We start from the raw sequence: 14,055 nt of genomic DNA on the forward strand, positions 1-14,055 counted from the left end.
AACGCCAACCGTGCGACCTTAACCACCGGTCAGGCACAGCTCAATAACGGCCAACTCACTGGCTACAATGTGGATCGGGGTGAGATTGTTATTCAGGGCAAAGGTCTGGACAGCAGCCGTCAGGACCATACCGACCTGATTGCCCGTTCGGTTAAAGTCAATGCCGGTCTCTGGGCCAATGATCTAAAAGTCACCGCCGGACGCAATCAGGTTGACGCCGCGCACCAAAATATTACCACCAAAGCCGACGATGGCAGCGCCCGCCCTACCGTGGCGGTGGATGTCGCCAATTTGGGTGGCATGTACGCCGGTAAAATTCGCCTGATCGGGACTGAAACCGGTGTCGGGGTGCGCAATGCCGGTGAGATAGGGGCGTCAGCCGGTGATATCACTATCACGGCGGATGGCATGCTGGTCAACAGCGGTCAGATCAACAGTGCTCAACATTTGGCGGTGAATACCGCCGCCGGTATAGCGAACGCAGGTGTGCTCTATGCGCAGGGCAATACCCAGCTCACCACCGCAGGCAAGTTGAATAACACCGGCACTGTCGCGGCGGCGGGTGATACCTCGCTGCGCGCGGCAGAAGTCAATAGTAGCCGCAACTCGGTACTGGGTGCCGGTGTCAAGTCCGACAACAGCGCGATCACCAGTGGCACCTTGCGCGTTGATGCCAGCGGGATGTTAACCGCCCAAGGCAAAAATATTAGCGGGACGGCGCAAGTGCTTAACGCGCACAGTATCGATCTGAGTGGCAGCCAAACCCAGAGCCGTGACCTGACACTCACCGCACAAGGTGGCGCTATCGATCTCACCGGCGCTGAACTGTTAGCCAGTGGCAACCTGTCTGCGTCGACCGCCGCGCTGTTACGTACCGACAGCGCCAGACTGATTGCGGAGAGGGTCACGCTGAACGCCCAATCGCTCTCCAATGTTGGCGGGGTGATAGCGCAAACCGGTACTACGGACTTCAACCTGAATCTGCCGGGTGATGTCGATAACCGGGGCGGCACAATTCTCTCTAAAGGCAATGTGGCGGTCAATGCACAGCGCCTGAATAGCAACGGGGGCAGCCTGTTAGCGGCGGGCGTACACAGTGATGGCCGCCTGATGGAGAGCGGTGACTTGAGGGTAACCACCCGTCAGGACCTGATCGCGCAAGGGCAGACCCTCGCCGCCGGTGCGATGACGCTAACCGGTAGCCGGGTTGATTTGACCGACAGCCATACCCAAGCCCGAGAGATAGACATCACCGCCAACAGTGGCGATATCAGTACGCAGCGCGCCAATATTCTCGCCCTTGGAACGCTGACCATTAATGCGGGGGCGAATGCCGGGCAAACCCTCAATAACCAGAGTGGCACACTGGCGGCGAATAACATCGCATTGAATCTGGGCCAGCTTGACAATAACGCAGGCAAGATAGTTGCCAGTCAGGATCTGACCCTTGATTTACAGCGTGATTTCAGCAATCTGGCCGACTCGACACTGCAGGCCGGACATGATTTAACCTTAACCACCCGCGGCGCGTTAACCAATGACGGGCAATTATTAGCGGGTGGCAAACTCAGCACCGATTCAAGCAGCTTGCTTAATAGCGGCCATATTATTGCGACGCAAGCCAGCCTCAGCGCAGCGGGCGCATTGATTAACCGTGGTGAGATATTAACCCGCGGGCGACTCGATACCGACTCCAATACCCTGTTCAACACCGGCACCCTGATCAGTGCCGAAGCCACGCTTAAAGCACGGGAGCGTATTACCAACTCCGGCCCTGGTGCCCTGATCGGTGCCACCGATGAAAACGGCACCTTAGCCTTGTTGGCACCGGTAATTGAAAACAGTGATACCGTCACCCACACTGATTCCGCCCCAACCACCACCCTTTTAGGCATGGGCAAGGTTATCTTTGCCGGTGCGTTGGACAATAGCGGCAATTATCTGGCGGCGGCTCAGGTGCTCAATATTTCGGGTTTGATTGAATCCGGCAAAGATATGTTGATTTACGCCACGACACTGACCAATCGCCGTCATATTCTCACCGCCAATAGCAACTTTGTTGTGGCCGACACCGTGAATGGGTCCGCGGTCTGGACAGAAGAAAACCCTGATATTCCGGGGGGACGCTATGCTGAACCGCCTCATGGCGGCTCGATGAATAGCGACTATATTGGCACCGATTATACATCGACTATCGCCTATAACAGCATCGATAACATTAGCCCAGAGGCGCAACTGCTGGCCGGTGGGAACCTGACCCCACAAGTGGGTACGCTGGAGAACTTCTGGAGTAAAATCAGTGCGCAGGGAGAGAGTGATCTTTCGGGTGTCACCCTGAACCAGGATGGTTGGGGGAATGCACAACGCCTGATTGAACAAACAACATCCACGGGTGAGTGGCGTTATCGGACCTACAAAGGCGATTTATGGGGCACCTCTTGGGGCCCTGAGGTTAGTGAGCGCGCGACTAACCAATATGCCTCCAGTATTACCGCACAAACCCTCAGCGGCAGTGGCACCACGATCAATAACGGTGCCAACCCTGGTGCCATTGCGCCCCCTAAAGGTAGCGACAATAGCGGAAAAGATATCGCCATCGAGTTTAACGGTATCTCGCTGACACAGCCCAACGGTGGACTGTATAAGTTCAATACCGACTACACCGTCAGCGGCGGTTATCTGATTGAAACTAACCCGGCGTTTGCCAATCTGAATAACTGGCGCGGATCAGACTACGTGCTCCAGCAGTTGAACAGTAACCCAGATGTGATATTCAAACGGCTGGGAGATAATGCCTATGAACAGCGTCTGGTGCGCGATCAGGTGCTGGCACTGACCGGTCAGGCGGTCGCCAGTGATTACCGCAGCGCCCAAGAGCAGTTCGAGCAACTCTTTGCGGCGGGACTCGAGTACAGCAAGACGTTCAATCTTGCCCTTGGCACCCACCTCAGTGCCGAGCAGATGGCGGCATTGACCCGTAACATTGTGCTGATGGAAAGCCGCGAAGTCGCCGGGCAAACCGTGCTGGTGCCGGTGGTCTATCTGGCGGGGGTCAAGCCGGGCGATTTACAGGCCAACGGCGCATTAATTGCCGCCGAGAATATCAGCTTAACCGAGGTTCAGGGGTTCACTAATCAGGGCGCGATGAAAGCCGGCAATAACCTGAGCATTAGCATGGCACAAGGCATCACGCTCAATAACCGCGGCGGCTTACTTCAGGCCGGTGGCAATATGCTGCTCAGTACACTGAACAGCGATATTGACCTGACCAGCGCGCGGTTAAATGCCACCAACCTGCAACTCGATAGCGGTCGCGATGTGATCCTGCGCACCGGCAGTGAGCAACTCAGCAGTGATAATGGTGCGGTTCAACGCAGCCAAACCGTACTGGGGCCGCTGGCGAGTATCAATGTCAGCAATAACGCGGTTATCAATACTGAGCGTGATTTTATCCTGCAAGGTGCCGGCCTCAATGTCGGTCAGGATTTGCAGGTGAATACCGGCGGCGACTGGCTGTTGAATACAGTACAAAGCAGCGACCAGATAAGTGCGAATTATGGTTATGGCAGTTCGACCAGTGAGCATATTCGCCATCTGGGCAGCGAGGTCAATGTCGGCGGTGCGCTAACCGCTAAAGTAGACAATCTGACTGCGGTGGGGGCTAACATTAACGCCAGCACGGTGGATGTGCAGGCGCAGAATATTAACCTCAGTGCAGCCACCGACAGTCTGCACGTCACTGGCGAATCGTCGAGCAAGCGCCATACCAGTTCAGTGGATCTCTACGATGAAACCCTGCGCGGCAGCCAGTTGAACGCCACCGGCGATATCAATTTGCAGACGTCAAAAGACATCAATATCAGTGCCAGTGCGGTACAAACCCATGGCGCACTGAAGCTGGCGGCGGGCGGCGATGTCACCCTCACCACCCAGACTGAACAGCATGATGCGCAGCGCACTCATACCGGCACCAAAAAAGGGCTGGCCTCCAGCACCACCACGCGTACCGAAGACAGTATTAGCCAGACACTGGCGGCCGGCTCCATGCTATCGGTAGGCAGCATTGATGTCAGCGGCAACAATATCGCGGTCATCGGCAGTCATGTGGTGGCCGATAACGACATTAATCTGCGGGCGAAAGAGAACATTACCGTCGGCACGGCGCAACAGATCGAGAGTGAGTCTCATCTGTATGAGCAGAAAAAATCGGGCCTGATGAGTACTGGCGGGATTGGTGTCACGGTGGGCAGCAACAGCCAAAAAACCACCGACACTGGCAAATCTATCTCCAACGTGGGCAGCACGGTGGGCAGTGTGCTGGGCAATGTCAGCATGACCGCCGGTGAAGATCTGACGGTGCAAGGCTCCGAGGTGTTAGCCGGTAAAGACATCAGTCTGACCGGTAAAAACGTCGCTATTTTGGCGGCGGAGAATCAAAGCAGCCAGACCCATACCGTTGAGCAAAAAAGTAGCGGCCTGACACTGGCACTGTCTGGCGCGGTTGGCAGCGCCCTCAATACCGCGGTCACCACCGCCAAAGATGCCCGCGAAGAGAGCAATGGCCGACTGTCTGCGCTGCAAGGGGTTAAAGCGGCACTCAGTGGTGCGCAGGCGGTGCAAGCAGGTCAGTTGGTGCAGGCGCAAGGGGGCGATACTGCCAGCATGTTCGGCATCAGCGCCTCATTAGGCTCACAAAAATCGGCCTCGCAGCAACATCAGGAACAGACCAGTGTGACAGGCTCGACCCTGACGGCGGGCAACAACCTGAGCGTGACGGCCACCGGTGAGGGGAACCCGGCGAACAGCGGCGATATTGTGGTGCAAGGCAGCCAGCTCAAAGCCGGCGGCGACACCACCCTGGATGCGGCGCGTGATGTGCTGTTGCTCGGTGCCGCCAACACGCAGAAAACCGACGGCAGCAACAGCAGCAGCGGTGGCAGTGTGGGGGTCAGTCTGGGGTTCGGTAGCGCTGGCGGTGGCCTGAGCATCTTTGCCAATGCCAACAAGGGTCAGGGCAATGAGCGCGGCGACGGCACCTTCTGGACTGAAACGCAGATTGACACAGGCGGCAAACTGTCGCTCAGCAGCGGGCGTGACACTTCGCTGATAGGCGCGCAAGCCAGCGGTGAAACTGTCAAAGTGGATGTCGGCCGTGACCTGTTACTGCAAAGCCAGCAAGACAGCGATAACTATGATGCGAAGCAGACCAGTACCAGCGGCGGTGTCAGCATGGCGGTGGTCGGCGGCGGTGGCTCTGCCAACCTGAGCATCAGTAAAGATAAGCTGCACAGCAATTATGACTCGGTACAGGAGCAGACCGGTATTTTTGCAGGCTCTGGCGGCTTTGATATCACCGTGGGTGAACACACTCAGCTCGATGGCGCAGTGATTGCCAGCACCGCAGACAAGAGCAAAAACAGTCTGGATACCGGCACACTGGGCTTTAGCAATATTGAAAATAAAGCCGATTTCAAGGCTGAACATCAGGGCGGTAGCCTGAGCACCGGTGGCCCGGTGGGGTCTGACCTGCTGAGCAATCTGGGCAGTGTGGTGCTGTCGGGTCTGGGTAATGACGGTCATGCCGAGGGCACCACGCAGGCAGCGGTCAGTGAGGGCAGCATCACTATTCGTGACACCGATAAACAACAGCAGAATGTCGATGACCTGAGCCGCGACACCGACAATGCCAATGCCAATGGCAGCATTGCTCCTATCTTTGATAAAGAGAAAGAGCAGAACCGCCTGCGCGAAGCCCAACTGATTGGCGAGATAGGGGGGCAGGCAATGGATATTGCGCGGACGCAAGGCAAGATTATTGCGACCAACGCGGCGAATGAGAAAATGAAGGACGTGAAGCCTGAAGATATTGCTGCGGCAGAAAAACAGTGGGCGAAGGCCAACCCAGGCCAAGTCCCCACTGCTGAGGACATCAACCAGCAGATTTACCAGACGGCTTACAATCAGGCGTTTAACGAGTCAGGTTTAGGAACCGGCGGCGCAGTGCAACGTGCCATGCAGGCAGCGACGGCGGCAGTACAAGGGTTGTCAGGTGGCAATATGGCGGCGGCACTGGCGAATGGTGCTGCACCGTATATCACTAAACTTATCGCCGATACCCTGCCTGATGATCCGGTATCGCGCACACTGGCACATGCGGCGGTTAATGCCGCACTGGCAGCGGCACAGGGTAATAATGCGCTGGTTGGTGCGGGTGGCGCGGTGACAGGCGAACTGATAGGCATGATTGCAATGAATGCCTATGGTAAGCCGGTTAGCGAACTGAGCGAAACGGAAAAACAAACGGTCTCGGCACTGGCAACACTGGCGGCAGGATTGGCGGGTGGATTGATTGGTGACAGTACAGCGGATACAGTAGCAGGGGCACAGACCGGTAAAACGGTAGTGGAGAATAACTCCCTGAGTGGAGATCAAGCCCGCGAGTCTGTTAAGCAGGTTACGAGCAACCTGAAAGATCAGGTAAGAGACAAACTGGGTGAAGGCGCACTCTCCGCTATCGTTAACAGTATAATTAATGCGACAGCTGACACAGGTGATGCGATATTAGGCGGGGCAGATTACGGCGCTGATGCGGCGATGGCGCTCACCTCATGTGCCATGGGAGACAGTTACTGCACTCAGGCATTGAACGATCTGGCGGATAAAAATCAGGCTGCGGCAGATACGCTGAAAGCCCTGATGAAGAGTGAAACCTGGTCAGCGGTTGCAGGACAGGTGAAAGAAGCGGCTCAAGGTAACCAGCTTGCTCTTGAAGCAACAGGCGGAATGCTGGCGGGTATTCTCTTGCCGAATAAGAAAGTGCCATATGTTCCTAATGCTGGCGCAGTTGGAAATATGGGCGAGTTCTTTAAGCAGGCTGGTTTTGGTAGTTTGACAAAAGATAGCTCACAGAAAACCAGCCAAATTTATCAAGGGCAGAGCGTCTATCAAGCCAAAGATTCTGTTGGCGAATATATTGCCAAAGGTGATAAATATTACCTTGATGGGGCGCATAAAAACCATCTTGAGGTTTTTGATAGCAAAGGAAAAGTTAAGGCGGTACTGAATCTTGATGGTTCTTATAATGACGCCAAAACACAAGCTGCGATTAAAGAAGGGCGGAGATTACCGAAATGATAAGCAATTCTCTCTTTGACAGTATGAAGGAAGATTTTATTTCTATATTAGAGAATAAATCGTCTTCACCTATAGATAAAGACGATTTATTCATTGAATACAATACGGTATTAGATAAGAAGTTTGAAAAGTATTTAGATCTGTTACAAACGCAAGGAAAGTTACTGGCTTTGGCTAAAAGTAAAGATGATGAGCTTGCAATGCAGTCTGCTTTGCTGAGACTAAGAACCTATGCGATGAGCCTATCTGGTTTTTTTGATGCTATCGTAGAGGATACAGAAATTATTCTTCGGTTGGATACATGGCCAGAAATACCAGAAGGATACAAACTTCCTGAATACTACAGTGACCCAGACTAAAAAATAAAAGATCCCGACCTTGGTGCTGGGATCTTTATATACAATTAAGCCCTGAAAATTTCCACTTCCCGCTGCTGTAACCGAATCACACCGGGCGCAGCGGTATATGCCTGTCAGTGATGGCTATGATCCTAGTGTTCATAGCTATAGGGGGTCCAGTGGAAGAACCCTCGAAAATGATGAGTACCAGATCACTTATCGTTCCAAAAATGTTGTTTTACATGCGCTTCCAGTATTAACGACATGGCATTTACATCAAGTTCCCCGCTACTTTTTTTGAAGTTATAGCGGCCAGTAAACAGCATATGGCTCTAGGCTCTAGGCTATTGGCGATATCCGAGTAAATTCATCAATAATCTCCTGAGATACGCTACTGGAAACCATTCTTTCATACACTGAATTTAGTATCATGCTGTTGTAAGCAATGATGCAGTTAGTAATTAATCTGGCTGCATGGGCACTAATGCAGTTTTCAACGATCCTTTTACCCTGAAATACACCGTGGTAAGTTTTCCATATATTACTCTGAAGTTGATGGTATCCCATGGGGCATGAAAAATGACTTATCGGTTTTGCTGCTTCAACAGATGGATGAGTCAGGAATAGTCAATAGCACGGAGTTTGCTCAACAGCTCCAGACAATTTATGGTTTAGAAAGCGGAAATATTGGTTGGTGTAGCAATGGTTGCTGTTACTGGTGGTGCTGGTAAATATCAGCCGAATAAAGGTGCAGTGGGAAATATGAATGAATTCCTAAAGCAACCGGGTTTGGAAACCAGATACAGGATAACTCACGTAAAACCAATCAGATGTTCCAGGGGCAAAGTGTGTATCAAGCCAAAGGTGATGTTGGTACATACATTTCTAAAGGCGATAAATATTATCTTGATGGATTACACAAAACCATATATAAGTGATTGATAGTAATAGAAATATAAAGGCTGCGCTTAATTTAGATGGAACAATAAATCAAGATAAAACCAACAAAGCAGTTGCAGAAGGGAGAAAACTACCAAAATGATTGATATGAACTCCATTGATTACTTTAAGAACATTTTTTTGAAAATGATTTTTGAAAAAAAATCACAAAACCTGAGGGAGAAGAATTATATCTTAGCGAAGATGATGATATTAAATGTCGGCTCGAAAAAATTTCATACGGCTAAATCAAGCTATTGATTTGTTTGTCAGTGCAGAGAGTAATAGGGATGAATTAGCTATGAGAGCGGCCCTCTTAGATATTAGAGTTTTTATGATGTCTATTTATGGCATTTTTTATCAATCAGTTGAAGATATTGACTTTTTTATCAGAGAGACAAAAGAGTTTTCTTTCCCTAAAGGCTACCAAGTTCCTGAACATTATAACTATCGTGGAGAATAACCTCCTGAAGGTTGTGCAATAGTTTCACCATGTCGAAGTCTTATCGCGAAGCAAGTTCTGGAAATTTCTACTTCCCACTGCTGCAACCGAATCACACCCGGTGCAGCGGCAAAGCCAGCAGGACAGAGATAACTATGATGCGAAGCAGACCAGTACCAGCGGTGGTGTCAGCATTGCGGTGGATCTGCCAACCTGAGCATGGGTCAGGATAAGCCCCTAGCAAATGATTTTGGTGAGTTTTTTTATAGACAGATACAAAGTATAGATTGATCGTAATGGTGCAATAAACTCACATTGACGTAGGAGATGGGCTTTGCATAACAATGATAAAACCATTATAATATTGATTTAATAGATATTTTTAATAAAAAAGAAACCCGATAGTTAACCTGTTTAACCTTCTGAGTCTTTTGGCAGCCTAAGCGCTCCATAACCGGTCTGCTAAGAGTACCCGATATAATTGCTCAATCTTTTATCGAGAATAGTACTTTTATGATGAAAAAAATATTATTAACGTCCACGTTAATAACCGCATTCTTATTAAGTGGATGTGCCTCTGAGTCCTCACGCTCGTTAGAAGTGGCGAAAGTCGCCTCTTACGGCACGCAATATAACGGCCCTCGCAGCCCTATTTCTGTGGGTAAATTCGACAACCGTTCAAGCTATATGAGCGGAATATTCTCCGATGGCGTTGATCGCTTGGGGAGCCAGTCAAAAACTATTCTGCTGACGCACTTACAGCAAACGGACCGCTTTAACGTATTAGAGCGCACCAATATGGAAGAGCTGAAAACAGAAGCAGCTATTTCAGGGCAAAGTCAGCAATTGAAAGGTGCGACTTATGTCGTGACCGGCGATGTGACCGAATTCGGTCGCAAAGAGACTGGCGATCGTCAGCTATTTGGCATTTTGGGTCGGGGTAAATCTCAGATTGCCTATGCCAAAGTGAATCTGAATATCGTCAATGTGAAAACCTCTGAAGTGGTGTTCTCTTCACAAGGTGCTGGCGAGTATGAACTCTCCAACCGCGAAGTGATCGGTTTTGGCGGAACAGCAAGTTACGACTCAACCTTGAATGGCAAAGTACTGGACTTGGCTATCCGTGAAGCGGTCAACAATCTGGTTACTGGCATCGAATCGGGTGCATGGCAACCAGCGAAATAAACATTAATAGCAAAATAATTTTTAATCACGGGTATGGATACTGCAACATGAAATTAGTGAAAAATCTCTCTTTGCTGCTAGCTGCAGCTGTATTGGCGGGTTGTGCCACAGCACCGAAACCTATTTATAACTGGGATAACTACCAAACAACGATTTATGATTACTATAAATCGGATGCCAGCCCTGAGCAGCAAATTGCAGCTTTAAAAGAAAATATTGAAAAGTCACGCGCGAAAAATATGCCCGTCCCTCCGGGCTTACATGCTCATTTGGGCATGCTGTATGGCAATACCGGGCATACCGATTTAGCAATGGCTGAATTCAATACCGAGAAAACGGCATTCCCTGAGTCTGCTCCGTTTATGGACTTCTTGATGAGCAAGGATAAAGGGGCATTTAAATGAAATCTATTTTCGCAATATGCGCTGTCATGATAACGCTGTTACTGACCGGCTGTGCCAAGCCGGTACAGCAGGACTATTCTGCATTTAAGCAAAGTAAACCAAAGAGTATTTTAGTACTGCTGCCACAGAACCAATCGCCAGAAGTTTCTGCCAGCCATGGCATGTTGTCTCAGGTCACTTATCCACTCTCTGAGGCAGGCTATTACGTGTTGCCGGTCGCCGTCGTGGAAGAGACATTTAAGCAAAATGGCATGACGAATGCGGGCGACATCAGTGCCGCCAGCCCAGCCAAACTGCATAAAATCTTTGGTGCAGATGCGGTGCTTTACATTACCGTGGTGCAATATGGCACCTCTTATCAGGTCATCACCAGCGATACTCGTGTCACCGCGAATGCCAAATTGGTGGATTTGAGAAACGGAAAATTATTGTGGAGCGGCAGTGCTACTGCATCCAGCAATGAAGGTGATAACTCGTCTGCTGGTGTCATCGGCATGCTGGTGCAAGCGGCGGTAACACAGATAAGCAATACCCTCACCGATCGTAGCCATGATATTGCCGGTGTTACCAGTACACGAATGCTGACGGCTGGAACGCCTAACGGCATTCTGTATGGCCCGCGTTCACCGAATTACGGTAAAGATGCTCAGTAACTCTCTTTAATGCCCATGCCCTCTGAAGTTGCGGGGGCATTTGTTCCCCGCCGTCACTAAAAATGCGGTTCTGTCGCATTAAGGCGTCGTCAGGTAAAATGCTGTTTTTTTTTACGATGTTGCCTGCCCATATCTCTCATTCGAAAAGCCTTCCGTCGTCTGCATTACCCCACTGATGTTATCGCTCAGTGTGTTCGCTGGTATCTCGCTTATGCCCTGAGACTGCGTAACCTCGAAGAGATGATGGCAGAGCGCGGTATTCTTGTTGACCACTCCACTCTGCATCGTTGGGTTATCCGCTTGGTACCGTTGTTAGATAAGGTTTTTCGCCGACACAAGCGCACAGTAGGTCGGCGGTGGCGCATGGATGAAACCTACATCAAAATCAAAGGCCAGTGGAAGTATCTGTATCGGGCGGTCGATACAGCAGGTCACACCATCGACTTTTTGCTGACCGCCAAACGGGACTCTGCAGCCGCATTACGCTTCTTTCGCAAGGCTATTCGCCATCACGGCGAACCCGAGGTTGTCACTATCGATAAAAGTGGGGCTAACACCGCAGCTTTGGCCACGCTCAACGCGGACAAACCCGATGAGGAAGCGATTACCGTCAGGCAAAGTAAGTACCTGAACAACCTGATTGAGCAAGATCACCGAAATATCAAACGTCGGAGTCGACCGATGCTGGGATTCAAATCGTTTCGGCGGGCAAAAACGATCCTGGCCGGCATCGAACTGAGCAACATGATACGAAAAGGGCAATATCAACATCCGCAAAGTGAGGGATTGTCACTCGCGGAACAATTCTATTTGCTGGCTGCCTAAATAACCGACAACGCAACTTTGGCCAACTTCATGTCACTAATGCGACAAAGCCCTATTTTCTCCGGAACGACTACTGAGGGTCATTCCAAACTGCCTGTATGCCCGCTCAGCGCATAACCCAAGCATAATTGAGGAGCAACGGAACAGTAAATGCCGTTAAGCGGTCATTTTCAATAGCAAAAAACATCAAACACGGAGGTAGCTTTGAATTCGCAATGTGGATAAGCGGACCTGAAACCCAAAATTTTTCTCTCAAACCAACTACACTTTATTGCTTCACAGCTTCTTAACTGGTTGACATACATATCACATCATCAGATATAGTCGTAAACATTAACAAAATTTTCCTCAGAGCATTTCCAAGACTCTCCGGGATTCTTTTGAGCCGTTGGTAAGGAACTCCTCAGTGGCAATAGTCAGACATCTACAAATCTTAAATTTCCGGTCAGTCAAACAGGCAGAATGGTTTCCTCAACCGGGCCTTAACTGTCTTATTGGTCCTGGGGATGCTGGAAAATCGACTTTTCTTGATGCAATTGACCTGGTACTCGGTGCAAGACGGACTTATGCTTTCAGCGACGCCGACTTTCACCTTCTAGATACCACCCGTCCGATTCAGATCTCCGTAACTCTTGGAGAGTTAGATAGTGAACTGAAAAACCTCGAAATGTATGGTCGCTATTTGCGTGGTTATAACGCCGAGAATCACCAGATTAACGATGAACCCCAGCACAATGATGAGGTCGTAATTACACTGAGAATGACGGTTGTAACGGTCAACTAAAACCGGACACGGATTTAGGCACATTGCTGTAGTCGGCGTTCATATTCATCCGGCGATATATTTCCCAGCCGATAATGCCGCCTTTTCAGATTATAAAAACTGTCAATATAATCGATAACATCAGCGATACCCTGACTTCGGGTTTCATAACGACGATAGTTAACCCTCTCAGCTTTCAGGCTGCGGAAAAACCTTTCCGTAACAGCATTATCCAGGCAGTTACCTTTTCGGCTCATGCTACCTGTAACATCCAGCTCCTGCTGGCAGCATTGGAACTGCGCGCTGGTATATTGCGACCCTTGATCGCTATGGAACACCACAGACCCTGTGGGTCGTCGTTTATTGACCGCCAGCCTTAAGGCCCGGACAGTCAAGTCGCTGTCCGGTTTATCTGAGAAGGCCCAACTCACTATTTTTCTTGAACATAAGTCCATCACGATAGCCAGATATAACCAGCCCTGAGCGGTACGCAGATAGGTAATATCACCTGACCACCAGGTATTCAATGTCTCTGGATTAAACTGCCGGTTCAACAGATTAGCGGCCACGACAGCGGGTTTTCCACCGCGTGGATAGCGATGACGCCCGGGCCGTTTAGCTACCAGTAATAAGTTTTTCATTATCTGCCGAACGCGGTATCTGCCCACGTTAAAACCTTGTTCCCGTAACTCGATGCACATGCGCCGGCTGCCATATGTGGCATCCATTTCAGCGTGAACATGCTTAGCCGCCGCGTGCAACATCAGAACATCGGGCTTGATCATTAGCCGACGACTACGGGCATAAAATACGCTGCGCGTGAGCGATAAGCAGCGGCATACCTGTTGGATATTTGCACCGACCTTCTTCAGTTTCACCGCGACTTTTTGTCGTTGTTCATTTCCATGGCGAAGAAGGCCGAAGCCTTTTTTAACAGGTCATTGTCGCTCTGCAACTGCCGTACCTGCTTTTCAAGTTCTTGTATTCGCCGTTGTTCCGGTGTTATAGCACTGGCTATCGGTGTATTTCCGCGGATCTCTCCGCGATACTGCCTTAGCCAGCGTTGTAAGGTTGAAAGGCCAATATTCATTGTTTCAGCGGCCTGAGTCACCGGGTACTTATGTTGAAGAACCAGATTGATGCACTCTTGTTTAAACTCATGAGTAAATGATTTTTTTCGCATTCTCACCTCGTTAGTGTTGCTCATTATATCTCTAACAAAGTGTCCGGAATGATTAGACCACTACAATTTTTTGAACATGGGGTTCTTCGCCGGAACCGCCGAAATTTCCGTGACGCATCATTTTGGCGTGCGGCGGCCTGTACGTAAGACTGCCGTCAACCGGACAGCAAAGAAATAGCCGTTTGGAGC

The 14,055-nt window shown here is 50.2% G+C and carries 10 protein-coding genes and 1 pseudogene; 8 read left to right on the forward strand and 3 right to left on the reverse strand.

What is annotated here, in order from left to right; genetic code table 11:
- The coding region (locus V1955_RS22380) for a hemagglutinin repeat-containing protein (RefSeq protein WP_442821470.1) at positions 1-7,134 on the forward strand (7,134 nt) is incomplete at its 5' end.
- Positions 7,131-7,493 (forward strand): hypothetical protein, encoded by a 363-nt coding sequence (locus tag V1955_RS22385; protein ID WP_442821471.1) that lies wholly within the window; start codon positions 7,131-7,133, stop codon positions 7,491-7,493. The genes V1955_RS22380 and V1955_RS22385, both read left to right, overlap by 4 nt.
- 318 nt (positions 7,494-7,811) lie before the next feature.
- On the opposite strand, the gene V1955_RS22390 is transcribed toward V1955_RS22385, so the two are convergent.
- Positions 7,812-8,039 (reverse strand): Tn3 family transposase, encoded by a 228-nt coding sequence (locus tag V1955_RS22390; protein WP_442821472.1) that lies wholly within the window; start codon positions 8,037-8,039, stop codon positions 7,812-7,814.
- 673 nt (positions 8,040-8,712) lie between these two features.
- Between V1955_RS22390 and V1955_RS22395 the strand changes: the two are divergent.
- The 6 genes and pseudogenes from V1955_RS22395 to V1955_RS22420 form a co-directional block, all read left to right on the forward strand.
- Positions 8,713-8,874: pseudogene (locus V1955_RS22395) on the forward strand (adhesin); the annotation flags it as partial.
- 492 nt (positions 8,875-9,366) lie between these two features.
- A complete protein-coding gene (locus V1955_RS22400) occupies positions 9,367-10,038 on the forward strand; it encodes a CsgG/HfaB family protein (RefSeq protein ID WP_442821473.1) in 672 nt (223 codons plus the stop codon).
- Positions 10,039-10,085: 47 nt separating this feature from the next.
- Positions 10,086-10,442 carry a DUF4810 domain-containing protein gene (locus V1955_RS22405; RefSeq protein WP_050135832.1) on the forward strand — a complete coding sequence of 119 codons (357 nt, stop codon included), beginning with the start codon at positions 10,086-10,088 and terminating at the stop codon, positions 10,440-10,442.
- Complete coding sequence (locus V1955_RS22410; RefSeq protein WP_442821474.1) at positions 10,439-11,095, forward strand: DUF799 domain-containing protein; 657 nt, start codon at positions 10,439-10,441, stop codon at positions 11,093-11,095. Before V1955_RS22405 ends, V1955_RS22410 begins: the two co-directional genes overlap by 4 nt.
- 129 nt (positions 11,096-11,224) lie before the next feature.
- Positions 11,225-11,920: an IS6 family transposase gene (locus V1955_RS22415; protein WP_442821539.1), complete on the forward strand. Its 696-nt coding sequence runs from the start codon at positions 11,225-11,227 to the stop codon at positions 11,918-11,920.
- Between the two features lie 406 nt (positions 11,921-12,326).
- Positions 12,327-12,704 carry an ATP-dependent nuclease gene (locus tag V1955_RS22420; RefSeq protein ID WP_442821475.1) on the forward strand — a complete coding sequence of 126 codons (378 nt, stop codon included), beginning with the start codon at positions 12,327-12,329 and terminating at the stop codon, positions 12,702-12,704.
- 14 nt (positions 12,705-12,718) lie between these two features.
- Here the strand turns inward: V1955_RS22420 and V1955_RS22425 are convergent, their stop codons facing one another.
- Both V1955_RS22425 and V1955_RS22430 read right to left on the reverse strand, forming a co-directional pair.
- Entirely contained in the window at positions 12,719-13,561 is an 843-nt protein-coding gene (locus V1955_RS22425) for an IS3 family transposase (RefSeq protein WP_342222724.1), read from the reverse strand.
- Entirely contained in the window at positions 13,558-13,866 is a 309-nt protein-coding gene (locus V1955_RS22430) for a transposase (RefSeq protein ID WP_050136220.1), read from the reverse strand. The genes V1955_RS22425 and V1955_RS22430 overlap by 4 nt, the downstream gene beginning before the upstream one ends.
- Between the last annotated feature and the right edge of the window lie 189 nt (positions 13,867-14,055).

This window comes from Yersinia sp. 2545 StPb PI (assembly GCF_052217125.1).
Taxonomy (GTDB): Bacteria; Pseudomonadota; Gammaproteobacteria; order Enterobacterales; family Enterobacteriaceae; genus Yersinia; species Yersinia enterocolitica_E.